Genomic DNA, 24057 nt, shown 5'->3' on the forward strand with positions numbered 1-24057 from the left:
CTGCGGTCAGCGTGGTCTTGCCGTGGTCAACGTGGCCAATCGTGCCAATGTTGACGTGCGGTTTTGTACGCTCAAACTTTTCCTTTGCCATTCCTCAGGCGCCCTTTTGCAATTTGGGGGACCCTTGGTCCCGGGTTACATCTGCGCGCGCGAGATATTTGGTTCAGGGGGGAAAATCAAGCACATCCTGAGGGAAATGCGACCTTCACGCCGGATTTTGTGTAACCACTTCGGTTTCAAGCGGTTGGATCAGGTCAGGACGTCTGTCGAACCAGCCATTGTCTTTGTGTTCTTCGGCCAGCCACTCTTCGACACGGTCCGCAACTTTCAACGCAAGGCCGTTCATCTGTTCTTCCCGGGTGCGCGAATGGCCAGACCCGGCCAGGGCACTTTCACCGGTCGTATCTTCCAGAACCTGAAACTGCTTTTTCTTGGCGACAAATTCCTTTTTTCCAACGTCGTAGACATTGACCAGAACAATCGCGGTGCTTTTCGGATTGTAGATCACCGGGATACCCGGAGGCGCCAGCATATAACCTTCTAGGCTGATGCCTATGTCATATTCCTGCGCGCCTTCATATCGGCCCAAACGAATGTCTACTGCGTTCTGAATCGCATCTTCCCATTCTTTGGGCGTTGCATCCCGCGAAACCGGCCCTTGCTTGGCTTTCTCTGCAAAGGCGTAGTTCACGCGCAGTTTAAATTCCCCCAGTGACTCGGGTTCTTCATAGACTTGCGTTTGGGTACACGCCCCCATCAGGGCTAATCCGGTGATCAGTGTCAGAATGCGAAGCATGTCTCTTATCTCGATAGGCCTGTTTTTATTGGATGTAGCGCACCGATACGGGTTGTGCCAAGCCGTATCGGCAGAATTTCACCAAACGAGCGCTCGGATCACGAGAACTTATAATCCCGCGGAAAGCCGTAAGGGGCCTTTTTTCCAACACCCGCGCGCTTGGCAAGCCATTGGGACATGTCAGCCTCGTGCCGGGTCTTGTCACCGCCCATGGACCATTTCAGGCCCTCTTCCCAGTTGAAGGTGGTGATGTCGGACAGACCACCATCCAGTTCCAACGTACCCTGACGCCCCCGCGCCATGTTGTATTTCTGCAGTCGAACACCCTTGCCGCGGGTCATTTCCGGAAGTTCTGATGTCGGGAAGACCAGGAATTTGCCGTTTTGCGAAACGACGGCCACGTGATCACCATCGACCGGCTTACAGATCATCGCTGTCTCGTCGCCTTTGACATTCAGCACCTGCTTGCCGTTGCGGGTCTGTGCCAGAACCTCATCTTCGGGCACCATAAAGCCGTTACCCGCATCCGAGGCCACCAACAGCTTGCGCCCTGGCTTGTGGATCAGGATGTCGATGATCTGAGCCTCGTTTGGCAGATCGACCATCAGGCGCAGCGGCTCACCCATGCCGCGCCCGCCTGGCAGATTGGCAGCGCTGACGGTGTAGAAACGCCCATTCGATGCAAACACCAACAACCGGTCTGTCGTCTCTGCGTGGAAGATAAAACGCGGGCCGTCGCCGTCTTTGAACTTCAACTCGCGCTTCAGGTCGATATGACCGGTCATTGCGCGAATCCAGCCCATCTGAGAGCAGACGACCGTGATCGGTTCCTTGTCGATCATCGCTTCAAGCGGAACCTCTTCAACCTGTCCTGCTTCGGCGAACTGCGTGCGCCGCGAACCGCCTTCATAGTCTTTGCCGAAGGTCTTCTTGGTCTCTTTCAACTGCTCGGCGATCTTGGTCCATTGCAACGCGGGATCGGCCAGCAGGTCTTCGAGGTTTGCACGTTCCAGCATCAGCTCATCGCGCTCACGTACCAGCTCCATCTCTTCCAGACGGCGCAAGCTGCGCAGACGCATGTTGAGGATGGCGTCGACCTGAACTTCGGACAACTCGCCCTCGCCCGGCTTGGGCGAGACATAGTCGGACTCATCGGTCGCGCGGACATGATCGATTCCCCAATCCTCGCGCATCAGGGCGGCTTTAGGGTCGTCATCGTAACGGATGATATCGATCACTCGGTCGAGGTTCAGGAAGGCGACGATAAAGCCTTCCAAGACCTCCAAACGGTGATCAATCTTGGCCATTCGATGGCGCGAACGACGCAGCAGCACCTCTTGCCGGTGATCAAGGAAAGCGCGCAGCACTTCCTTCATCGAGCAGACCTTGGGCGTCACGCCGTCGATCAGCACGTTCATGTTCAGGCTGAACCGCACCTCAAGGTCCGAGTTCCGATAGAGCATGCCCATCAGCACCTCAGGGTCTACGTTCTTGGAGCGCGGCTCAAGGATCAGGCGGATATCATCGGCGGATTCGTCGCGCACATCGGCGAGGATCGGGATTTTCTTGGTCTGGATCAGCTCGGCGATCTTTTCGATCAGCTTCGATTTCTGAACCTGATATGGAATCTCGGTAACCACGATCTGCCATTGGCCACGGCCCAGGTCCTCGACCTCGAACTTACAGCGCAGACGGAAGGACCCGCGCCCAGTGCGATAGGCTTGCGCGATGTTCTCGGGCGGCTCGACTATAACACCGCCGGTGGGGAAATCCGGGCCTGGGACGTAGTTCAACAACGTGTCGTCGCGCGCATCCGGCGTTTTGATCAGGTGCAGGCAAGCGTCGCAGAGTTCCGAGATATTGTGCGGCGGAATATTCGTCGCCATCCCCACCGCGATACCGCTGGCGCCGTTGGCCAAAAGGTTCGGGAATTGCGCAGGCAGCACAACCGGCTCGGTCAGCGTGCCATCATAGTTGTCGCGAAAATCAACAGCGTCTTCGTTCAGACCCTCAAGCAGCGCTTCAGCCACGATGGTCATCCGTGCCTCAGTGTAACGCGAGGCCGCCGGGTTATCGCCGTCGATGTTGCCGAAGTTCCCTTGCCCGTCGACCAGCGGGTAGCGGACGTTGAAGTCCTGCGCCAAACGCGCCATCGCGTCATAGATCGCAGCGTCGCCATGGGGGTGGTAGTTCCCCATCACGTCGCCGGAAATCTTGGCAGACTTGCGGAACCCACCCGTCGCGCTGAGTCGCAACTCGCGCATCGCATAGAGGATTCGCCGGTGAACCGGCTTCAGCCCGTCGCGCGCATCCGGCAAAGCGCGGTGCATGATGGTAGACAGCGCATAGGTCAGATAGCGCTCACCTATTGCGCGGCGCAGCGGTTCAGCCACTTCGCCCCCGCCTTCGGGGGCCTCCATGTTGGGGTCATCGATCGTATCGTTCATATATGATGTGATACGACGCAAGCGCGCGCGGGTAAAGCAATCGACACATATTTTGCTGGGGACAAGTCGCGCTTTTTGCAACAGGGGGAGGCAAGTGTCGGATTTCCCCCATTTTTCGACTCGAAGCTGAATCTATGCTAGGCTTCCGGACATTAAGACTGCTGCCTTTTATTGATGTTACGATTGCCAGGGGGTGCGCCATGACGCGCGTTATCATTATCACTTTCGCCATGCTCGGATGGAGCTTCTATGTCATGAGCGGAGGCCCGGATTTTGAACCGCGCGGCACCCGCGCTGAACAACCTGTGCGCATCGCCTCGGCCCCTGAACCCAAACCGATCCCTGCCCCGACCTCTCGTGCCGAAGAACTTGTGACCAATGTCGCCACGCGCACGGTTTCCGAGCGGGTTCAACCCCAACCCAAGGTCGAAGAGGACGCGGCTGTCGTCCTTGCACAAGTCGCGACCGATCCGCTGTCTCAATTCTCAGCCTTTGACGAGAATGGCGCCAGCTTTACGCTTGCGTCGCTTGAGGATGGCGCCGCTGGGTTGTTGCAGGTTGAAGCAGAGGTCCGGGATGATGTCACACCGGTCTCGCAAGTCGTCGAGCCCGAGAAAGACATTCGCGAAATATCGGGCACGCGCGTTAATATGCGCGACGGACCGGGAACAATTTACCCCGTCATCGCCAAAGCCAGGCTTGGCCAACGTGTCGAAGTACTCAGCGATTCAGGAACCGGGTGGCTGCGCCTACGCTTGCTACCGAATCAAAGCGTGGGTTGGATTTCTGCCTCACTGGTGCGGAAACCAACAAACTGACGCAACTGCGTCATTGTCCTGACCAAAACCTCGCCATAGCTATGGGCCAGATAGACAGGCGGGGGCGATATGCAGAAATCGATTCTGATCACGGGCTGCTCATCCGGGATAGGTCTGGACGCGGCGCACGGGATGCGCGCGCGCGGTTGGCGCGTCTTTGCCTCGTGCCGTCAACAGCGTGATTGTGATCGGTTAAGGGCTCAGGGATTTGACAGCCCCCGGATCGATTATACCGATACCGAAAGCATCAAATCCGGCCTAAATCAGGTTCTGGACGCGACCGGAGGCACGCTGGATGCGTTGTTCAACAACGGAGCCCACGGCCTCCCTGGCGCGGTCGAAGATGTCCCAATCGAAGGGATGCGCCTGATCTTCGAGACCAATGTCTTTGGCTGGCACGAACTGACCCGACAGGTGATTCCCGTGATGCGGGCCCAGGGGCACGGGCGCATCGTGCAGAATTCGTCGGTTCTGGGGTTGGTCGCGTTTCCATGGCGCGGGGCCTATGTTGCCACCAAATATGCCATCGAAGGCCTGACAGACACATTGCGGCTGGAGCTACGGGATACCGATATCAAAGTTGTCTTGATTGAACCGGGCCCGGTGACGTCGAAATTTCGCGTGAATTCGATCCCGGTATTCGAGCGCTTTATCGATTGGGAAAACTCTGCCCTGCGCCAGAGGTATGAGAATTCATTGCTGAAACGCCTCTATGAATCATCTGGGAACGATAAGTTCGAGCTGCCTGCTTCTGCCGTTACAGCCAAACTGACCCATGCAGTCGAATCCAAACGCCCGCGTGCCCGTTACTATGTGACGACACCCACCTATATCGCCGGATATCTGCGCCGCATTCTGCCGACCCGCGCGATTGACCGCATCCTCTCGGACATCTGAGGCGAAATTACCCGTTCGCTTTTGCCCCCATCAACGCTAGATGAGGGGTCAACAACAAAACAATCACGGACGGTGATCTTATGGACCTGTTGATGGTCGTACTGCTTTTGGCCATGGCGGCGGTGGTCGCCGTGCTGGTGATGGGCATTGCCAACTTTGGAAAACCCGGTAAAGACGCCGCGATGAAAAGCAACAAGATGATGCGCCTGCGGATCCTGTTTCAATTCATTGCCGTAGTGCTGATCGTACTCTACGTCTATCTGCGCGGACAGGGGGTTTAAGGTATGGTTGTTCTAAACAAGATTTACACGCGCACAGGCGATGACGGCAAAACCGCGCTTGGAAACGGCGAACGTGTTGCGAAGTATTCCGGACGTGTTGCGGCATATGGCACTGTGGATGAACTGAACTCCTTTGTTGGCGTGGCACGAACCGAAGCTGACGGAGAGGTTAAAGCCGCCCTATCCCGCATCCAGAATGATCTGTTCGATTTGGGCGCCGATTTCTGCCGCCCCGACATGGACAAGGATGCCGAGGCCGATTACCCACCTTTGCGCATTGTATCCGCACAGATCGACCGGCTTGAGGCCGAGATTGACGCGATGAACGAAACGCTGGAACCCTTGCGCAGTTTCATCCTTCCCGGCGGCTCGCGTCTGGCTGCGCATCTCCATGTGTGCCGCACAGTTTCACGCCGAGCAGAACGGCTGGCGGTCGAGCTAACCAATATGGAACCCGTGAACGAGACAGCCGTTAAGTATCTCAATCGCCTCAGCGATTGGTTCTTCGTCGCGGCGCGCTGCGCAAATAACGGTGGACGTGATGATGTGCTTTGGATTCCGGGCGCAAATCGCTGACCATTCCATCGGCAGGGAAACAAAATTTCATTTCATGTCGAAAAAATGACGAAACGCGACGTCTCGAAACCATGACGTGACGATTTTGCTCTGTTGCCGGGCATCACGAGTCGCTATCTAGGCCCACGAGAGCATTGGTGGAGTCGCTGCGCGGCTTGCCGTTTTTGTAAGGAGCTTACGCAAAAATGAAGGTACTTGTGCCTGTCAAGCGCGTGATTGACTACAACGTGAAAGTTCGCGTGAAGGCGGATGGCAGCGGAGTTGATCTCGCCAATGTAAAAATGTCGATGAACCCGTTCGACGAGATTGCTGTTGAAGAAGCGATCCGCCTGAAAGAAGCGGGCAAGGCTGACGAAGTTATTGCCGTTTCGATTGGCGTGAAGCAGGCGCAGGAAACCCTGCGGACAGCGTTGGCCATGGGTGCGGACCGCGCAATTCTGGTTGTGGCTGCCGACGACGTGCACACCGATATCGAGCCTCTGGCCGTCGCCAAGATCCTGGCCAAAGTGGTCGAGGAAGAGCAGCCGGGCATCGTTCTGGCGGGCAAGCAGGCGATCGACAACGACATGAACGCCACCGGCCAAATGCTGTCGGCCCTTCTGGGTTGGTCGCAAGGCACCTTCGCGTCTGAGCTGGACATCGAAGGCGACACCGCCAAGATCACCCGCGAGGTGGATGGCGGTCTGCAGACCATCAGTGTCAAGATGCCGACCATCGTCACCGTTGACCTGCGCCTGAACGAACCGCGCTATGCCTCGCTGCCGAACATCATGAAGGCGAAGAAAAAGCCGCTGGATGAGAAAACCGCAGCCGATTATGGCGTCGATGTCACGCCGCGTCTGGAAGTTGTTAAAACGGACGAGCCTCCGGCACGTGCGGCGGGTATCGTAGTGGGCTCGGTCGACGAGCTGGTTGAGAAACTCAAAGAAACGGGGGCTGTGTAATGGCTGTACTTCTGCTTGCCGAAGTCAACAACGGCGAACTGAGCTTTGATGCGACCGCCAAAACCGTCGCAGCCGCCAAATCGCTGGGCGACATCACCGTTCTGGCCGCTGGTGGTTCCGCCGCCGCAGCCGGTGAAGCCGCTGCAAAGATCGACGGTGTTTCCAAGGTCCTGGTTGCCGAAGACGCCTCGCTGGGCCACCGCCTGGCGGAATCCACTGCCGCTCTGATCGTGGGTCTGGCCGATGGCTACGAGCACATTGTTGCCCCTGCCACCACCGACGCCAAGAACGTGATGCCCCGCGTTGCAGCCCTGCTGGACGTGATGGTAATCTCGGATGCCTCGGGCGTGGTGGACGGCTCGACCTTCGAGCGTCCGATCTACGCAGGCAACGCGATCCAGACCGTGAAATCGAACGACGCCAAGAAAGTTGTCACCATCCGGACTGCATCTTTCGACGCAGCGGGCGAAGGCGGCTCGGCGGCTGTCGAGACGATCGCGGTCGGCGATAACCCAGGCCTGTCGGAGTGGGTTGAGGACAAGGTTGCCGAAAGTGATCGTCCCGAACTAACCTCGGCTGGTGTCGTTGTCTCAGGTGGCCGCGGTGTCGGTTCGGAAGAGGACTTCAAACTGATCGAAACTCTGGCCGACAAGCTGGGTGCCGCTGTCGGCGCCTCGCGTGCGGCTGTTGACTCGGGCTATGCTCCGAACGACTGGCAGGTGGGTCAGACCGGTAAGGTTGTTGCCCCCGATCTATACGTTGCAGTCGGCATCTCGGGTGCGATTCAGCACTTGGCTGGGATGAAAGACTCGAAGGTCATCGTTGCAATCAACAAGGACGAAGAAGCGCCGATCTTCCAGGTCGCCGATTTCGGACTGGTCGCCGACCTGTTCCAGGCCGTGCCAGAACTGACTGAGAAACTTGGCTGATCACCGAGCGGAGATTTTTCGTCAAAATATCTTAAGGGGCCCGCCAATAGGCGGGCCTTAATTAATTCATGCACTCACGTCTTCAATCACCGAGGTCAGAGATGCAGCGATCCTTCGATGCGTGGCCGGGCCAATCATGTGTTCTGCAATTGGTTGTTGCAGAGTTCCAAACAACATGTCCTCAAGCTCGTCCGATACACCGGACGCCTGAACCTGAAGCTCGACAATCTGCGCACATCGAGGCCTCAGGGCCTCCATCATCGATGACGTGATTGCAAAGGGATCGTTCGTGGGTGCGCCCCCCTCGACATTTTCCACGTCCAATCGCAACAGCACGACGGGAGGCGCTGTTTTTGCAAGAAAACTGCCAATTCTCTCAATCCACGCTTTTTGCAGCTCCTGTCTCACAAGCTCTATTCGAACATCCGTATGTAACCCGAGACGCGCGAGCAGATGGCGCACGAAATGAATATCCGTGAAGTCTTCTTCAGGATATAGCGTAACCAACTCTGGCGTCGGCGCGACAAACCGATCATTGCGGCGCTGGTGCACGCGATAGAAGCGGTTTGATTGACCAAGCAAGCCGGGCATTTGAAGGATGCAGATCTCGGACCTATTAACGATCTCCAGAAGCCCATTATCCCGGGTCAAAGCCTCAACCCCGCAAAACAGGCTGCCCAGATTGATGCAGCGGCGGTCAAGCTGCTGCTCTAGCACGCAGGGAAAAGGCGCGTCTACAAAGCGGCCAAAAGTGTCCTCGCTCCCGACGCACGCGATATAGGGGCCGTTCAACGCCCTCTGCGGGCCCCGAAAACGCAGTTTCGAGGATTCGTACACGCAAGTTTCTTCCGCGGAATGACCCGCATTGATCGATTGATAGCTCATCACACTCACCCAATATTATCACCCGGTTGCCATTTTGCCGCCCTAGGTCTTGCGAAATTCCTAATGCGCGCATTTGAAGCGAAATTGACCGGCCTGATCCCCTTGCCGCGCGTGCGGAACTGCCGCTAATGTCGCCGCAACCTGCAAACAAGGGCACCAAAGCATGGATGTAAAATCAGTCGGAGTGATCGGCGCTGGACAAATGGGCAATGGGATTGCCCATGTCATGGCATTGGCGGACTACGATGTTCTGCTGAACGACATCAGCCAGGAAGCGCTGGATGGAGCGATTTCGACGATTGAAACCAACCTGGTGCGTCAGGCTTTGCGTGGCAAAATCTCGGATGATGCGGTGAAAGCCGCGTTGGGGCGGATTACGACCACTTTGAACCTGTCCGATCTGGGGCAGACCGATCTTGTCATCGAAGCCGCAACCGAGCGTGAAACGGTAAAACAGGCGATCTTTGAAGATCTGATACCGCATTTGCAGCCTCATACGATTCTGACGTCGAACACGTCATCTATCTCGATCACCCGACTGGCCAGCCGAACCGATCGGCCAGAGCGCTTTATGGGGTTCCACTTCATGAACCCTGTTCCCGTCATGCAATTGGTCGAACTGATTCGCGGTATCGCAACGGATGAACCAACCTTTAACGCGTGCAAGGCTGTGGTTGACCGGCTGGGTAAGACTTCGGCTAGCGCCGAGGATTTTCCCGCCTTTATCGTCAACCGTATTCTGATGCCGATGATCAACGAGGCGGTTTATACCCTGTATGAAGGCGTCGGTAGTGTTGAGTCGATTGATCAATCGATGAAGCTGGGTGCAAACCACCCGATGGGTCCGCTGGAACTGGCGGATTTCATTGGTTTGGATACTTGTCTGGCCATCATGAACGTTCTGCATGAAGGTCTGGCAGATACCAAATACCGTCCTTGCCCGTTGCTGACAAAATATGTCGAGGCTGGATGGTTAGGGCGCAAGACCGAGCGCGGGTTTTATGATTACCGAGGCGAGGTTCCAGTGCCCACACGCTAGGACAAAGAGAGGGCCAGCCCTCTCTTGAGCCTGCGGCTCAATTCACTCCCGGGATATTTTTGGCCAGATGAAGGGCGGATCAGGATTTGAGTGTCTTGCCCAGCGCCATGGTGTGATCTCGGAGCCAAGCCATGAAACCGCGGGGATCACGCTCAAGCAGCGCCATATCGTCGTCCGAAATCGGATCACCGATGACGGGCGACTGCGGCTTGTTGCACGAGCGGACGATTTCGTGAAGCAGCAAGCCCTGACGCAGAATGGGCGAGATTCGGTTGGCGATCTGATACCAGCGGGAATTGCTGCCTGGGAAAAAGATCGGGACGACTTTGGCGCCCGAGCGACGGATCATTTTGGCCGTAAAGACATTCCATTCCCGCTCGATCGCCGGGCCGAACCAGTCGTCCGACGACATAACAACACCCGACGGGAACAGCGCGACAACGCCGCCATCGGCCAGGTGTTTCATCGTTTTGCTGCGCATTTCGAGCATTTTGGCCTGCGCTTCGGGATCATGTGGGAACGGCACTGGGATCATGAAAGAGGTCGCGGCTTCGTCCAGCCCAGTCAGGACCGAGCGGGTCAGGATGCGATAGTCGCTGCGGACCTGGCCGATCAGTTCGGCAAAAATCATGCCATCGACCATGCCATGCGGATGGTTCGCAACAACCACAACAGGGCCTTCCTTGGGGATACGCGCGATCTGTTCCGCAGGCGTCGTTAGGTCAATGCCCATTATCTTGAGCGCACCGCCCCAGAATTTTTGGCCCCGGTAGTGTTCGTTCTGCTTTTCGAATTTGTTGACCATACGCAAGATGGTCAGTTTGCCCGTGCACCATTCGATGGCGCGAATTGCCGTAGACGTCCAGGCATCGTCAAACGAGTTGGCGTAGGTCAGGGTTCTGCGGTCGTAAATCTCACCCTGATCGGTGTCGTGATCCACTACAGGACCTGTTTTGGTATCGTGCGTGGTTTCCGCCAATTGCCTTGTCTTTCCGTCCTTGGTGTCGTGGCTGTCAGAACCCCTCGCCGAACTTGTCGTTTACCAGAGTTTCCAAAGCTTCTGCCAACGCCTCAGCATCCGGGCCGGACGTCTCGACGTCAATAGTGGTTCCGCGCGACGCTGCCAACATCAAAAGGCCCATGATACTATCGCCCGAAGCAGAAAGTCCGTCACGTGATACTTCTGCGCGCGCATCAAATCCCTCGACCACTTCGACCAGTTTGGCCGACGCGCGGGCATGCAGGCCCTTTTCATTGATAATTTTCAAACTCTTGTTCGTCATACGAATCTATCCGGTGTCAATCCAACGTCACATTTTGCGCATTGATGTATTTTCGTCCAGCTTCCAAAGCCAAACGGACGGCCTCGGCCAGCGGCAGATGGCGGCTTTTGGCCAGTTTGATGAGCATAGGCAGGTTTGCCCCATAAAGGATTCGCCGATCCTGAGGCGCGCAGGCCCTTAAGCTAAGATTCGAGGGGCTGCCCCCAAATAGATCGGTGACCACAACAACGCCGTCGCCCATGTCTACGTCATCAGCCGCACGACATATCTCGGCTTGCTTTTCCTCGCGATCGTGGTCGGCTTCGATTGGGATGGCCACCAGCCCGGGTTGCTTTCCAACCACATGCTGCGTGGCGGCCAGATATTCCTGCGCCAACCCACCATGTGCAACAATTACGATCCCGATCACTCCGGCCTCACATTCAACGCGCGACGTTCCATTTCGCGATGCCTAATTGCCACCTGCTGCCCCCCTTCTGCAAGGGCCTTTGCAACCGCTTCGGCCACCGCGACCGAACGATGCTGACCGCCGGTGCACCCGAATGCGACCGAAAGATGCGCCTTGCCCTCTTCGCGGAAGGCTGGAATCAGTTCGATCAACAAATCGGCGACCCGATCAAAGAAGGTGTGATAGTTCGCATCTGATTGAACATAGGCCGCCACATCCGGGTTTCGACCATCTGCATCCCGCAATTCCGGCCGCCAGTATGGGTTGGCCAGAAACCTGCAATCAAACACCATGTCCAAGCCACGCGGCAAACCCCGCTTATACGAGAAGGATTCAATCGATACAGCCAGATGCCGCCCGCCTTTTGGCGCAAACCAACGCTCGACCTCTTCCCGCAGCTGATGCACGTTCAACGCGCTGGTGTCGATCAGCGTGTCGGCAATTTCGCGAATTGGGGCCAGCAGTTCTTTTTCCTGACAAATGCCGGTTTCCGGGCTGGCATCTGCTGCAACCGGATGACGGCGGCGGGTTTCCGAAAAGCGGCGCAGCAGCACCTCGTCTCCGCAATCCAAGTAGAGAATTGTCAGGTCGACATGTGCCATCTTGCCCAATTTGGCGGCAAGCTCGATAAAGCCGATGGTTGAAAAATCGCGATTGCGCGTGTCGATACCCAATGCCATGGGGCGCGCGGGTCCTGAGCTGTTCACCAGGCGCACCAACAATCCCATCGGAAGATTGTCGATCGCCTCGAACCCCAGGTCCTCAAGCACATGTATCGCGGTTGACCGCCCGGCACCCGAAGGGCCGGTCACCAGAACGACGCGCTGTTGTGCTGTCATGTATTCGGCCACTCCGGGGCGACGCGCCCCATTTTCACAAGTTGTATCAGTGCTGCAGCCAAATTGGGGACACCTGCACCGCGAAGCAAGGGAACAGTTTGCCTCAGCACACGAATATGCGTGGGTTCGGGTAGCCGAGCGGGTTCGGGTTGGTCCATATCCACGATATATGCCAGAGGCACCGGGCCAACGACATCGGCCCGCAGCAAGCCAACTCCACGTGCTTCGATCAGGCCGCGGATTTGCAGGACTTCAGTCGCCAATATGTGATCCCCCTGCCCGGTCAGATCGACCCTATCATCCGCGACAAGCTGTGCCCCAAGCGCCATCATTTGCAGCGCCAGTGCAGATTTTCCCGCGCCCGAGGCACCAATAATCAGAACGCCCAGACCCTTAACCGAAACGCAGGTCGCATGAACGCAGGCCGATTTTTGATCCGCTATTTCAGAAAGAGGGGCCGCGCCCATGGTTTAGACTGGAAGCCCGACGACGAACCGTGCGCCCAGCGGGTCCGAGGTGATGTCGGCCTCGGTCGGGCGGATGTTTTCGGCCCAGATCACGCCGCCATGCGCTTCGACAATCTGTTTCGAGATCGCCAGCCCGAGGCCTGAGTTATTGCCGAAATGCTCTTCGGGGCGTTCGGAATAGAAGCGTTTGAAAATCTTGGTCAGTGCCTGATCCGGAATGCCGGGGCCAGTGTCTTCGACAACCACAAGCACACGATTGTCACGGCGGCGCACCCAGACCCGGATCGCATCTTTGTCCTCACAAAAGGAAATCGCATTGGTGATTAGGTTGACAAAGACCTGTGCAAGACGCGCTTCGAGCCCATTGACCACGATGGGATCTGCCGGCAGATCTGTAATGTATTCAATCCCCTTCGACCGGGCGTCCTCTCCCAGAAACTGACTGATATTGCCGAGCAGATTGAGCAGATCAAAGGGCTGCTCTTCTTCTTTCACCAGCTCCGCATCCAGACGAGATGCGTTCGAAATATCGCTGACAAGACGATCCAATCGCCGGACATCATGCTCTATCACACCCAACAGCTTTTCGCGCTGGTCGTCCCGTTTGACCATCCGCATGGTACCAACCGCCGATTGCAGACTGGCAAGCGGGTTCTTGATTTCATGCGCGACATCGGCCGCAAACTGTTCGTTCGCATCAATTCGATTGTAGAGCGCTGTTACCATCCCACGTAATGCCCGGCTCAATCGACCGATTTCATCCGGACGCGCACTGAGGTCAGGGATACGGATGCGCCCAGGGTTCACGCCCGCGCCACGATCTTTGCCCATCTCGGCAGCGGCAGCCAAATCCGCAAGGGGGTTCGCAATCGTCGAGGCCAAAACCAGGCTTAGACCGATGGAAACCAAAAGCGCGACAACAAACATCTGAAGGATACGCTCTTGTTCCTTGCGCGCCAGCGCATCAATCTCACCGGCCGGGCCTGCCATGGCAACAGCTCCGACGGGTGTATTGTCCAAAAGGATTGGGGCGACAGCCACGATCACCGTCTTACCCATGTCATCCTGAACGGCCTGCACCTGCATCCCACCGTTCAACGCCTGTGGGATCATCTCCTGTACCCGTTGCGCCAGCGTCGGGGCTTCGCTTTGTGAAGATCCACTAAAGACAGCCGAGACACCGTTCCACACGGCATTGAGCGCATCGCTGATCAACGTGCTGCCATTCGCCGTGTCGGCGTCTTGATGCAACAGGCTCGGCAGATCAGAGGCCGTAGATGCACCCCGGGTCCAACCAATCAGCGTACCGGTCCCATCGTAGACAAAGACCTCACCGCCGTCAGGCAAGCTCAGGCCCGCCAGCGTATCCCGGACATCCAGTGTGCCTGCCCCGTTGGCCGAAGGCTGGCGCAGCTGGGTTTCAAAAACGTTGCTGACGAGTTGCGCATCGCCGACCAGATTTCGCGCGGTTTGTTGAACCCGCTCCTTTCGCGAGTCGTCCAGATACAGCAAGCCGGCCACCAAGATGACCAGAGCGATTAAGTTGAAGGTGATAATTCTGCGCGCCAAGGGCGAATAGCGCAACGAAAACAGGTTTCGTCGCGATCGCTTGGCCTGTAGCTCGGCGACGTCAGGGTCTTGGGGAATGACCCAGTCATCCCCAAGAACGACATCCGCGTCGCGCACTTGGTTGGCTTGTTCAGTATCGCGCACGAGACCCATTCGCCTTTGTAAAACGGCCGCGCCTATTCTTCGTTATAACGATATCCGATACCGTACAGCGTTTCGATCGCCGAAAATTCGGGATCTGCAGCACGCATCTTCTTGCGCAGCCGCTTGATATGGCTGTCGATGGTCCGGTCATCCACATAGACCTGATCATCATAAGCAACATCCATCAACTGGTCACGGCTTTTGACAAAGCCAGGGCGTTGCGCAAGTGCCTGTAGCAACAGAAACTCAGTTACGGTCAGAGAGACATCATTGCCCTTCCAGCTGACCGCGTGGCGCAACGGATCCATCCGCAGCTCGCCCCGCTCCATCACTTTGGTATCACCAGTGGCTGCATTGGTGACGTCACCCTCGACAGCCTCCTGCCGACGCAGCAAAGCGCGAATGCGCTCGACCAGCAGCCGCTGCGAGAACGGTTTTTTGACGTAGTCATCTGCGCCCATGCGCAGGCCCAGAACCTCATCGATCTCATCATCCTTGGAGGTTAGGAAAATGACCGGCATCTGGGTTTTCTGACGCAGTCTTTGCAGCAGATCCATCCCGTCCATACGCGGCATCTTGATATCCAACACCGCCATATCGGGCAGTTTTTTGTTGAAAGCGTCCAGCGCGGCCTGGCCATCATTATATGTTTCGACTTCAAAACCTTCGGCTTCGAGAGTCATGGACACGGACGTCAGGATATTTCTGTCGTCATCCACTAGTGCAATCTTTGACATCGGGTTCACCCCTATTCCTGCTCACTCGCGCAATAATACGCTTTTTTGTAAGGCATTGTTGGCGGTTTTGATCCGCCGAATCAACTCGTAACCTCGAATCATGCCATTCTTGCGGCAGGTATGCGGCAAATTTGCCTTGCTGCACGCAAATAGCTGCCTTGTTTTGCAGCGGACATTTGGTGGTGGCGCTAAACCTGAACTTGGTTGCGCTAACTCCACCCAACCCTCCTGTTCATGCCCTAAAGTACCGTGATAAGAGGCGCTTGACCGCCGGTAGTTTCCGGTATCTGCCCAATTGGCGCACCGGCTTTGGGCCACCGCGCCGCCACAGGAGAAGACACACATGACATCTGGACGGGTTAACCCGCAATTCCGCCTCGAAGATCAGGGCATCGAGGGTCTGGGCAATGTCTATTACAACTTCATGGAACCGGCGCTGATCGAAGAAGCGCTGAAGCGCGGCGAAGGTACCCTTGGAAATGGTGGTGCCTTTCTAGTGACCACCGGCAAATTCACCGGCCGTTCCCCCAAAGACAAACACGTCGTCAAAACCGACAGCGTCGCCGACAGCATCTGGTGGGAAAACAACGCCGCGATGAGCCCGGAAGGTTTTGATGCGCTATACAAGGATATGCTGGCCCATATGAAAGGCCGCGACTATTTCGTGCAAGACCTCGTGGGCGGGGCTGACCCGAGCTATTCGATCAATGTACGGATGATCACCGAATTGGCCTGGCACAACCTGTTCATCCGCCACCTGCTGCGTCGCCCGGATCGCGAGGACCTGGATGAGTTCACCTCAGATTTCACCATCATCAACTGCCCCAGCTTTAAGGCCGACCCGGCCAAACATAACTGCCGCAGCGAAACGGTGATCGCGCTGAACTTCGACCGTAAGCTGATCCTGATCGGTGGTACGGAATATGCAGGCGAGAACAAAAAGTCCGTCTTTACCCTGCTGAACTACATGCTGCCCGAAAAAGGCGTGATGCCGATGCACTGCTCAGCGAACCACGCGGTCGGCAACCCGGTCGATACCGCCGTATTTTTCGGCCTATCCGGCACCGGCAAAACCACCTTGTCGGCTGATCCCTCGCGCATTCTGATCGGGGATGACGAGCACGGCTGGTCGGATCGCGGCACTTTCAACTTCGAAGGCGGCTGCTATGCCAAGACCATCAATCTGAATGCCGAGGCTGAACCGGAAATCTACGCGACCACCTCGAAATTCGGCACCGTGATTGAGAACATGGTTTTCGATCCCGAAACCAAAGAGCTGGGTTTCAATGACGACTCGCTGACTGCGAATATGCGCTGCGCCTATCCGCTGGAGTACATCTCGAACGCGTCGAAATCAGCATTGGGCGGGCATCCCAAAAACATCATCATGCTGACATGTGATGCGTTCGGTGTTCTGCCTCCGATCGCGCGGCTGACCCCGGCGCAGGCAATGTATCACTTCCTGTCTGGCTTTACTTCGAAAGTGGCCGGAACCGAGCGTGGCGTGACCGAGCCACAGCCCACATTCTCGACCTGCTTCGGCGCACCATTCATGCCGCGCCGTCCCGAAGCTTACGGCAACCTGCTGCGGGACAAGATCGCCCAACACGGTGCGACGTGCTGGCTGGTGAATACTGGCTGGACCGGAGGAGCTTACGGAGTTGGTAGTCGGATGCCGATCAAAGCCACACGCGCCCTGCTGACTGCAGCGCTGGAAGGCTCGCTGACTGATGCAGAATTCCGCAAGGACGCCAATTTCGGCTTTGACGTCCCCGTTTCGGTTCCTGGTGTGCCCGAGGTCTTGCTGGACCCGCGCCGTACCTGGGATGATCAGGCCGCGTTTGACAAGCAGGCCGAGAAACTGGTGCATATGTTCGCTGAGAACTTCGAACAATACTTGCCCTTCATCGACGAAGATATCAAAGCTGTCGCGATTGGGTGATTTGATTAGGGGCCGCAATGGCCCCTTTTTTCTTGCCAAGTTACGTTGCGGCAACACAGAGTTCACGACAAGTTCATTGCGGCAAGGATCAACTTGCGCTAAGCAAATCCACCAACAAAGCACCTGATCGCGGCCTTCATTCACGGCAGCTTTCTGGTAAATTGATCATAGGCGAACCAAGCGAATATGCTCACACTATGCTTGGGGATGTCTGATAAGGTATGGAATATATTACTAGGGGATGGGTGTTGGATTGATTTGTTCCAAAGGTTTTAGCCTTTCGAACTGCGTTGATCTGACACGGAAACTATGGGCAGGTAATGACTGAAATCTCAAAACTCACCGAACTTCGCAAACTGATGCAAAGCATGGAGCGCACTCTGGGCCTCGAGGAACTCTCTCCTGTCGAGCGCGACATCTATTATGCGGCCGAAGAGCTGTCGAAAAACGATACCGAGGTCCGCACCTTCGGTTTGATCGAGCACACGTTGGTCAAAAGCGTTTCGCGCCCAACCTTTTTCCGGGCCCTCAAATCGCTGGTTCAGAAAGGGTATCTTTCGCAAAGCGGTAGTGCAAATCGTGGGCGGTATCTGGTTCATGCACCTAGGTGATCGCTGCCTGAAGTCTGCAATCGGCTGAATCCCGTGCGCAGATGGGCCTCTGACACATTTTATGCCTCTTTGGCCTATGTCGCTGCATCATTCCTCACATTCGAGGTTCTGATGCCGCTACAGAACGTGTTTTTTCCCGAATATGCCAGCCATGCCAGCCTTCTGTTCCTGCCACATGGGGTACGGGTTCTGTCGGCGTGGTTGTTGGGATGGCGCGCAATATTTGCTCTGCTGCCGGGTGTCTTTATCGTCTTTGCCGCTATCGGTGGCTGGGATGCGCTGCTGCCCAGCCGTCTGCTGGCAATCGCAATCGCAGTCACCACCGTTCCAGCCGTGTTTTATGCTTGCAAAGCGCTGGGATGGGACCTGTTCCCACGCGCTGACCGAAAACCATGCTGGCTGTGCGTGATGGGCGTGGGTGTCATAACCTCGGTGCTGGTATCTGCCTTGACCAACTTGGCTTTTGGCAGCGCGACAGTCGAGTATATTGCCTTCCTGATCGGAGACATCTCAGGGCTGTTTTTTCTGATGCTGGGACTGTATTTTGCATTCCGCATCATCGAGCGGCGTAGTTAACCCATAAGGCCCCGTCTCAGCAGATTCAGCCCGGCAATCAGCAACACAAGCAAAGTAAGCTTGCGGAACTGCGCCTGATCGATGCGGTCCTGCAGAAACTGCCCACCCCGCATCCCCACAACCGCCGGGACGATCAGCAGCGCCGAAAACAGCGCCGTCTCGATTCGAAAAACACCCGATCCTGTATGCGCAGCAACAAGCGCCACAGCCCCCAGACCATAGATCACGCCCTGCACCCGCATCTGATCCTTCTTCGGCGTATTCAGCGCCGTCAGATAAGCCACGGTGGGCGGACCCCACACGCCCGAGACCCCTCCGACAGCGCCGGCCACCGCGCCAACCATCGCCTCAACCCGCATTGACGGGGCCTGCAGCGTAAGCTTCCACCCAAGCAGTTGAACCAAGGCAAAGAACGAGACCGGCGCACCTAAGATCAACAGAAAAGCCTTTGGAGACAATATGTTGATCAGCTGAGCACTCGCCAACAGGCAGACCAACCCAACCCCCAGAAACACGCGGAACTTGCGGATTGAAGCCACCGCCGCAGGTGCCCCTTCGCGCAGGGCCTGCACACCGTTGGTCACCAGCGTGGGCAGGATCAAACCCGCCAGCGCCAGATCGGGTGGTAGCATCATGCTAAGGCCAGATATCAGCACCATTGGCATGGCAAACCCGACCATGCCTTTGACCCAGCCCGCGACAAATGCCACGACCAAAGCCATGTACAATTCTTGTGGCGATATCAGTGAAAACAGTCCCATTGGCCCTTCATATCACTTCAATATTTTTCTGCATCGCAAAAGTAGGCGGGTAATTATTGAACTTTTTGTGGATCATTTACGTATTTTTGTTGCGCTGCACGTGCAGCATGATATGACCAGACAACCCAGCAGAGGACGTGATTCATGGCCCATGACGGACAGGATGTAACGAACATGACGCAACAAGCGGTTTTGCCCGAGCTTCTGAGACTCAGCGCGGCTGCCTTGCCTGCTGTGGAAACGGTGTTCGACAAAGCGCTCGCATCCGTGCATGCCATGGTAACAAGCGAAGATCGCATCTCGGGCGCGTTGATCGAAGCGCACCAGACGGCGGCGCATGGGTTGGCGTGGCTGGCAACCTACCAACAGTCGCTGCAACAGATGCAACGCTGGGCCGAGGCGCTGCAGGCCGATGGTAAATTCGGTGAGATGGAGCAGTTGCTGCACCAAATAGCCTTTGGTGAATACCTGCATCAGATCGCTGGCGGCATCCCCATGAACCAAGGAGAAGTTGTGCGTTTGCAGGACCTTGGGCTTGGTTGGGATGCCCTGTCCGGATTCCACTGCAGCGAGGTTCAAACCCTGATGGCGCAAGCCAATTCTCAGGCGGCGCGAACCCGTCTGGTTGAGCTGATGCAAGAACAGCCCGGCGCCACCATGTTCGGCACCTCAGGTCTCGACGATGAGCTTGAGATGATCCGCGATCAGTTCCGGCGTTATGCGCAGGAAAAGGTCGAGCCCAATGCGCACGAGTGGCACCTGAAGGACGAGCTGATCCCGATGGAAGTCATTGAAGATCTTGCAGAAATGGGCGTTTTTGGCCTGACCATCCCCGAGGAATTCGGCGGATATGGTCTGTCCAAAGCCTCGATGGTTGTTGTGTCGGAAGAGCTGTCTCGGGGTTATATCGGTGTGGGGAGCTTGGGTACGCGACCGGAGATCGCCGCTGAACTGATTATTGCTGGCGGCACTGACGCGCAAAAAGCGCATTGGCTGCCCAAGATCGCATCAGGAGAAATTCTGCCCACCGCAGTTTTCACCGAACCAAACACGGGCTCTGATCTGGGCAGCCTGCGCACACGGGCCGTCAAGGATGAGGACGGTAACTATAAGATAACAGGCAATAAAACATGGATTACGCATGCCGCACGAACCCATGTCATGACCCTGTTGGCGCGCACCAATCCCGACAGTACCGATCACCGTGGATTGTCGATGTTCCTGGCCGAGAAGACACCCGGCACCGATGAGAACCCCTTTCCTACTCCGGGCATGACCGGGGGTGAGATTGAGGTGTTGGGCTATCGCGGGATGAAGGAATATGAGCTGGGGTTTGACGGTTTTGAGGTGAAGGGTGAAAACCTGCTGGGCGGCGAAGAAGGTAAAGGTTTCAAGCAGTTAATGGAAACCTTCGAGTCTGCGCGCATCCAGACGGCGGCCCGCGCCATCGGAGTGGCACAGAGCGCTTTGGACATCGCCATGCAATATGCGCAGGACCGTAAGCAGTTTGGCAAAGCGATTATCAACTTCCCACGCGTGTCAGGCAAACTGGCGATGATGGCGGTCGAAATTATGATCGCGCGGCAGCTAACCTATTATTCTGCATGGGAAAAAGACCATGGCCAGCGCTGTGACCTTGAGGCCGGAATGGCCAAACTGTTGGGTGCGCGGGTCGCTTGGGCCGCTGCGGATAACGGGCTGCAGATCCATGGCGGCAACGGGTTTGCCCTGGAATACAAGATCAGCCGCGTACTGTGTGATGCACGCATTCTGAACATCTTTGAAGGTGCCGCTGAAATTCAAGCGCAAGTCATCGCGCGTCGCTTGCTGGGCTGACGCCCGGACCGACGCAGTTTCCCCAACTGAACCCGGCCTCGCGCCGGGTTTTCTTTTTCTTCCGTGTTGTACTGACCTATGGGCCCGGATCTTCCGAGTTGTACAACATTTTTTGCGGTGCAATGGGCGAAACTTCCCCCTCGGATCGGGGGAGGAAATCGGTTAAACGGCCTCAACCGAAACCAGCCCCTCGTGCTGGTCAAAGGAGAATCGCGTGAAGATCATTTTCTCAATCCTGGCAACCTGTCTGGTCCTTGCCGGATGTGCCATGGCCCCGGTCACAGGCCCTGACGATGTGGACCAGCTGGCGCAGGCGATCCAACAGCTTGACCCCAAGGTCGATCCGGCCGAGGCACGGCGAGCGGCCGAGATTTCATATGCCTATTCCAGCCAGCTCAAGCAGGAGTGGAACGTCACCGACCCGGCGATCATTCACAACGCAAAGGTCATCAACGGTTTTCGCGAAAAAGGCCTGTGCAATGACTGGGCGCAAGCGATGACCACGCGACTGAAGCAGGAAAACTTTCGCACGCTGGACCTGCATTGGGTCACCTCGCCGCCAACAGCGTTTCGGATCATCCATCATTCAGCCCTGATCAGCGCCAAAGGGGCGTCGATGTATGACGGCATCATCCTTGACCCGTGGCGCAACAGCGGGATGTTGTTTTGGGCACCCGTTCGCGAAGATACAAAATACAACTGGCGACCGCGCCTTGAGGTGCGTGAAGAACTGATCACCGGCGTGAACCCTTACTGACAGGATATTGCAATGTTACGTCTGGCCCTGATCCTGCCCCTTGTGGCGCTGTTCCAGTGTGACAAGGATGAAACCGTCGCCGCCTATGGCGCCGCGGATCAGACATGGGCGCTGCAGGAAATTGACGGGCAACCCTTTGAAGCCAGTGCCCTGCTACGCTTTCCCGGGGAGGGTCGGATCGAAGGCAATGCGCCCTGCAACACCTATTCTGGCAAACTGAACGCGCCCTATCCGTGGTTCGAGATTGCCGACCTTGCCGCAACCCGCGCTGCCTGCGCCGGGCTTGAAGCCGAGGGGTTCTATTTCGCCGCGCTGATGGCGATGACCCAGTCGGAGGTTTCGGGCGATGTGCTGATCCTCCGCAATGAGGACGGGCACGAGATGGTGTTCAAAGCCGTCGAATAAACTGCGCTACAAACCGCGCCCGCGCATCGGGCAGCGGTGTGTGGCCCAGCGAAGGGGCCAGATGGTTTTCCAGAAAATATCCGGTTGTCCGCAGGGCATCGGCGATTTCGGCATCCGGGGCTGCGCCTTCGCCACGCAGGCAAGGCGGCAGGGGCAGCAGCTTGTCGGCCCACTCTCCTGCCCCGGTTGCACTGACCGCGCGGCCTGTTTTGGGGGAGACATAGACCAATCCCTCGTTCGCGCCCGTTACGGCGCAGGCCGAGAGATCGAGGCCGAAACCCAATTCCTCTAGCAGCGCCAGTTCCCAGCGCAAATAGGCAAGTGGCCAGACCTCATCCTGCCCCAACAGATCCATCAACTGTTCAGTCTGCTTATAGATCGAAGGATGCGGTTCGCGTTCGGGCAAGCAGAAGGACAGCAGGGCCACAACAGCGTTCAGCCCGGCCAGCGCCAGCCGTCCGGAAAACGCAGCCGCCGCGCGGGATCGCAGGGGTTCGACCTGAAAACTGCCCAGATGTTCCTCAAGCCGCGCGCGCCAGAGCACATCGAGTTGTGCGCCCGGTTGCAGGATCGGGGCAATCTTGCGGCTGGTCCCCCCGCGCACGATGCCGGCATGACGGCCATGGGCTTCGGTAAAGACCTCGATAATCGCTGCCGTTTCCCCATGGCGGCGAGAGGTCAGAAGTATGCCGTGATCGCGCCAGTCCAAGTTTGGCCCCGTTAGTCATCAGATATACATGCAGCAAATCTTATGGCTGTTGCGGGTTCAAGCTACAATTTGGACCGGATGGGCACTGGGAAGAATCCTGTTGCGCGAAACGTATTCAGCGATTAATGTTCTCTTTATGTTCTTATTGTTGGGATTTCAGATATGTCTCTTAACTATGTCATGATCGGCTCGAATGACGTCACCAAAGCGCGCAGCTATTACGACGCGGTTGTGCCCCAAATCGGCGGCAAGGTCATCGCCGAATACATGCCCCATGCTGTCTGCTATGAGCTGCGCGGGGGCGGCACCATGTGGGTTGCAACGCCTTTTGACAAGGAAACAGCGACGGTCGGAAACGGCAATATGGTCGGTCTGCTATGTGAAAGCGAAGCGGAAGTGCGCGATGTACATGCGGCTGCGCTTGCCAATGGTGGCACCAATGAGGGCGATCCGGGTGAGCGACCGCAATATGGTCCGAACTTCTATGGCGCTTATGCGCGCGACCCTGATGGAAACAAGATGAGTTTTGTCTATTTCGGCGAGGCGGAATAATCGCACTTTTCAGAATGTGACCCCGGCGTGGATCAGAATGCCGATAACCATCAGTAGGTTCAGCACCATCGAGATACCGTTGCCCACATAGATGGGCAACTTGCCGACCACCAGCCCATATGCGAACCACAGAAGCGACAGTGCCGCGTAAAGCGACCAGGACAACAGCGACTGGCCGGTCGCATGTTCGGAATGGGTGAAGTAGAGCTTGATCAGTTGTGGCAGCGTTGCGAAGGGGCCGACAACGCCGATGAAGACCATGAAGCCTTCGAAGCGCTGCATCCAGTGGCCAAGTTCCGACTTTTCCAGTTTCTCAGCAAGCGTTTCAGCCACGACATCACCTCTGGGTCTTAGGGTCTTGGTAGAATGGCCGGTTCTTACTGGCCGGATCGCCGACAAAATAGTCGCTTTGGCCCGAGGGTCCAAGACCTCTCTGCTATTCGAGCCCCTCTTCGCCCAGAAGATGCCGGCCCTGCCTGTCTTCCACCTCGATCACCCAGAGATCAGGGTCAAAGCTGCACTGGCGTTGGATGGCGGCATCGACATCGGGCTCGGGTCCGCTGGAAAGTTCAACCCACTTACGTTCACCACTCATCAGATCAAAGCTGCGCTGAAAGGCCATGGCCTGCCCGTCGAGCGTGTTGAGTTTGATCAACACCGCGCCTGCAGTATCATCACCATGCGCCACCACAAAGGCAGGTATTTCCTGAAACCGGAGCCGCGCAAGATAGGCATGCACCCAGAATTCTGCAGTCAGCCGGGTCATGGCACTGACCTCTCCGCAGGGGTTGAGAATTTTCGACGAAAAT

At 56.8% G+C, this 24057-nt stretch carries 29 protein-coding genes; 14 read left to right on the forward strand and 15 right to left on the reverse strand.

Annotated features, from left to right (window positions below; translation table 11 throughout):
* The 3 genes from ACR0NN_RS19070 to parC form a co-directional block, all read right to left on the reverse strand.
* On the reverse strand, positions 1-91 hold a 91-nt coding region (locus ACR0NN_RS19070), incomplete at its 3' end, for a GTP-binding protein (RefSeq protein ID WP_215675807.1).
* 114 nt (positions 92-205) lie between these two features.
* Entirely contained in the window at positions 206-796 is a 591-nt protein-coding gene (locus ACR0NN_RS19075) for a hypothetical protein (protein WP_170686699.1), read from the reverse strand.
* A gap of 98 nt (positions 797-894) precedes the next feature.
* Entirely contained in the window at positions 895-3243 is a 2349-nt protein-coding gene (gene parC / locus ACR0NN_RS19080; protein ID WP_170724367.1) for a DNA topoisomerase IV subunit A, read from the reverse strand.
* Between the two features lie 200 nt (positions 3244-3443).
* On the opposite strand from parC, the gene ACR0NN_RS19085 reads away from it, so the two are divergent.
* The 6 genes from ACR0NN_RS19085 to ACR0NN_RS19110 all read left to right on the forward strand — a co-directional run bounded on the left by ACR0NN_RS19085 (position 3444) and on the right by ACR0NN_RS19110 (position 7688).
* The gene (locus ACR0NN_RS19085; RefSeq protein ID WP_480685318.1) at positions 3444-4061 is read left to right on the forward strand and encodes an SH3 domain-containing protein; all 618 of its coding nucleotides are present in this window, start codon (positions 3444-3446) and stop codon (positions 4059-4061) included.
* 69 nt (positions 4062-4130) lie between these two features.
* A complete protein-coding gene (locus tag ACR0NN_RS19090; RefSeq protein ID WP_170724370.1) occupies positions 4131-4958 on the forward strand; it encodes an SDR family NAD(P)-dependent oxidoreductase in 828 nt (275 codons plus the stop codon).
* Between the two features lie 80 nt (positions 4959-5038).
* Positions 5039-5239 carry a twin transmembrane helix small protein gene (locus tag ACR0NN_RS19095; protein ID WP_010437734.1) on the forward strand — a complete coding sequence of 67 codons (201 nt, stop codon included), beginning with the start codon at positions 5039-5041 and terminating at the stop codon, positions 5237-5239.
* Between the two features lie 3 nt (positions 5240-5242).
* A complete protein-coding gene (locus ACR0NN_RS19100) occupies positions 5243-5815 on the forward strand; it encodes a cob(I)yrinic acid a,c-diamide adenosyltransferase (RefSeq protein ID WP_170724372.1) in 573 nt (190 codons plus the stop codon).
* Between the two features lie 185 nt (positions 5816-6000).
* Entirely contained in the window at positions 6001-6759 is a 759-nt protein-coding gene (locus ACR0NN_RS19105) for an electron transfer flavoprotein subunit beta/FixA family protein (protein ID WP_170724374.1), read from the forward strand.
* On the forward strand, positions 6759-7688 hold the full coding sequence (locus ACR0NN_RS19110) for an FAD-binding protein (RefSeq protein WP_170724377.1): 930 nt from the start codon (positions 6759-6761) through the stop codon (positions 7686-7688). The genes ACR0NN_RS19105 and ACR0NN_RS19110 overlap by 1 nt, the downstream gene beginning before the upstream one ends.
* A 66-nt stretch (positions 7689-7754) precedes the next feature.
* Here the strand turns inward: ACR0NN_RS19110 and ACR0NN_RS19115 are convergent, their stop codons facing one another.
* Positions 7755-8573: a DUF6473 family protein gene (locus tag ACR0NN_RS19115; protein WP_480685320.1), complete on the reverse strand. Its 819-nt coding sequence runs from the start codon at positions 8571-8573 to the stop codon at positions 7755-7757.
* 163 nt (positions 8574-8736) lie between these two features.
* Between ACR0NN_RS19115 and ACR0NN_RS19120 the strand changes: the two genes are divergently transcribed.
* Positions 8737-9612, forward strand: coding sequence for a 3-hydroxybutyryl-CoA dehydrogenase (locus ACR0NN_RS19120; protein WP_170724378.1), 876 nt, complete (start codon positions 8737-8739; stop codon positions 9610-9612).
* A 79-nt stretch (positions 9613-9691) separates the two neighbouring features.
* Here ACR0NN_RS19120 and ACR0NN_RS19125 read toward each other — a convergent pair whose 3' ends face one another.
* From ACR0NN_RS19125 to ACR0NN_RS19155, 7 genes are read right to left on the reverse strand one after another with little or no spacing between them, the layout of a single operon-like run.
* Positions 9692-10591: a lysophospholipid acyltransferase family protein gene (locus ACR0NN_RS19125; RefSeq protein ID WP_170686692.1), complete on the reverse strand. Its 900-nt coding sequence runs from the start codon at positions 10589-10591 to the stop codon at positions 9692-9694.
* A gap of 34 nt (positions 10592-10625) precedes the next feature.
* Positions 10626-10895, reverse strand: a complete 270-nt coding sequence (locus ACR0NN_RS19130; RefSeq protein ID WP_039541855.1) for an HPr family phosphocarrier protein — start codon at positions 10893-10895, stop codon at positions 10626-10628.
* A 16-nt stretch (positions 10896-10911) separates the two neighbouring features.
* Positions 10912-11304 carry a PTS sugar transporter subunit IIA domain-containing protein gene (locus ACR0NN_RS19135; RefSeq protein WP_170686691.1) on the reverse strand — a complete coding sequence of 131 codons (393 nt, stop codon included), beginning with the start codon at positions 11302-11304 and terminating at the stop codon, positions 10912-10914.
* Complete coding sequence (gene rapZ, locus ACR0NN_RS19140; RefSeq protein ID WP_170724380.1) at positions 11301-12182, reverse strand: RNase adapter RapZ; 882 nt, start codon at positions 12180-12182, stop codon at positions 11301-11303. Before rapZ ends, ACR0NN_RS19135 begins: the two co-directional genes overlap by 4 nt.
* Positions 12179-12649: an HPr kinase/phosphatase C-terminal domain-containing protein gene (locus tag ACR0NN_RS19145; protein ID WP_170724382.1), complete on the reverse strand. Its 471-nt coding sequence runs from the start codon at positions 12647-12649 to the stop codon at positions 12179-12181. Before ACR0NN_RS19145 ends, rapZ begins: the two co-directional genes overlap by 4 nt.
* 3 nt (positions 12650-12652) lie before the next feature.
* Entirely contained in the window at positions 12653-14362 is a 1710-nt protein-coding gene (locus ACR0NN_RS19150) for an ATP-binding protein (protein ID WP_480685322.1), read from the reverse strand.
* A 32-nt stretch (positions 14363-14394) separates the two neighbouring features.
* Positions 14395-15099: a response regulator transcription factor gene (locus ACR0NN_RS19155; RefSeq protein WP_170686687.1), complete on the reverse strand. Its 705-nt coding sequence runs from the start codon at positions 15097-15099 to the stop codon at positions 14395-14397.
* A 343-nt stretch (positions 15100-15442) separates the two neighbouring features.
* Here ACR0NN_RS19155 and ACR0NN_RS19160 point away from each other — a divergent pair, with 343 nt between their 5' ends.
* The 3 genes from ACR0NN_RS19160 (at position 15443) to ACR0NN_RS19170 (ending at position 18228) form a co-directional block, all read left to right on the forward strand.
* The gene (locus tag ACR0NN_RS19160) at positions 15443-17041 is read left to right on the forward strand and encodes a phosphoenolpyruvate carboxykinase (protein ID WP_170724386.1); all 1599 of its coding nucleotides are present in this window, start codon (positions 15443-15445) and stop codon (positions 17039-17041) included.
* Positions 17042-17361: 320 nt separating this feature from the next.
* Positions 17362-17652 carry a hypothetical protein gene (locus ACR0NN_RS19165; protein WP_170724391.1) on the forward strand — a complete coding sequence of 97 codons (291 nt, stop codon included), beginning with the start codon at positions 17362-17364 and terminating at the stop codon, positions 17650-17652.
* Positions 17653-17685: 33 nt separating this feature from the next.
* Complete coding sequence (locus tag ACR0NN_RS19170) at positions 17686-18228, forward strand: hypothetical protein (protein WP_480685324.1); 543 nt, start codon at positions 17686-17688, stop codon at positions 18226-18228.
* Here ACR0NN_RS19170 and ACR0NN_RS19175 read toward each other — a convergent pair.
* Positions 18225-18989 carry a sulfite exporter TauE/SafE family protein gene (locus ACR0NN_RS19175; RefSeq protein ID WP_170724394.1) on the reverse strand — a complete coding sequence of 255 codons (765 nt, stop codon included), beginning with the start codon at positions 18987-18989 and terminating at the stop codon, positions 18225-18227. The two genes, ACR0NN_RS19170 and ACR0NN_RS19175, sit on opposite strands and share 4 nt — an antisense overlap.
* 144 nt (positions 18990-19133) lie before the next feature.
* On the opposite strand from ACR0NN_RS19175, the gene ACR0NN_RS19180 reads away from it, so the two are divergent.
* The 3 genes from ACR0NN_RS19180 (at position 19134) to ACR0NN_RS19190 (ending at position 21987) form a co-directional block, all read left to right on the forward strand.
* The gene (locus tag ACR0NN_RS19180) at positions 19134-20825 is read left to right on the forward strand and encodes an acyl-CoA dehydrogenase family protein (RefSeq protein WP_170724396.1); all 1692 of its coding nucleotides are present in this window, start codon (positions 19134-19136) and stop codon (positions 20823-20825) included.
* A 214-nt stretch (positions 20826-21039) separates the two neighbouring features.
* Positions 21040-21582, forward strand: coding sequence for a hypothetical protein (locus tag ACR0NN_RS19185; protein ID WP_170724399.1), 543 nt, complete (start codon positions 21040-21042; stop codon positions 21580-21582).
* A 12-nt stretch (positions 21583-21594) separates the two neighbouring features.
* Positions 21595-21987 carry an META domain-containing protein gene (locus ACR0NN_RS19190; protein WP_170724401.1) on the forward strand — a complete coding sequence of 131 codons (393 nt, stop codon included), beginning with the start codon at positions 21595-21597 and terminating at the stop codon, positions 21985-21987.
* On the opposite strand, the gene recO is transcribed toward ACR0NN_RS19190, so the two are convergent.
* Complete coding sequence (gene recO, locus ACR0NN_RS19195) at positions 21971-22696, reverse strand: DNA repair protein RecO (RefSeq protein ID WP_170724405.1); 726 nt, start codon at positions 22694-22696, stop codon at positions 21971-21973. The two genes, ACR0NN_RS19190 and recO, sit on opposite strands and share 17 nt — an antisense overlap.
* A 162-nt stretch (positions 22697-22858) precedes the next feature.
* Between recO and ACR0NN_RS19200 the strand changes: the two genes are divergently transcribed.
* Positions 22859-23248: a VOC family protein gene (locus ACR0NN_RS19200; protein ID WP_170686679.1), complete on the forward strand. Its 390-nt coding sequence runs from the start codon at positions 22859-22861 to the stop codon at positions 23246-23248.
* A gap of 9 nt (positions 23249-23257) precedes the next feature.
* On the opposite strand, the gene ACR0NN_RS19205 is transcribed toward ACR0NN_RS19200, so the two are convergent.
* Positions 23258-23581 carry a SemiSWEET transporter gene (locus ACR0NN_RS19205; protein ID WP_170686678.1) on the reverse strand — a complete coding sequence of 108 codons (324 nt, stop codon included), beginning with the start codon at positions 23579-23581 and terminating at the stop codon, positions 23258-23260.
* 103 nt (positions 23582-23684) lie between these two features.
* On the reverse strand, positions 23685-24014 hold the full coding sequence (locus ACR0NN_RS19210) for a DUF1491 family protein (RefSeq protein WP_170724409.1): 330 nt from the start codon (positions 24012-24014) through the stop codon (positions 23685-23687).
* Positions 24015-24057: the final 43 nt, after the last annotated feature.

The sequence above is a fragment of the Ruegeria sp. BA2 genome (assembly GCF_056539605.1).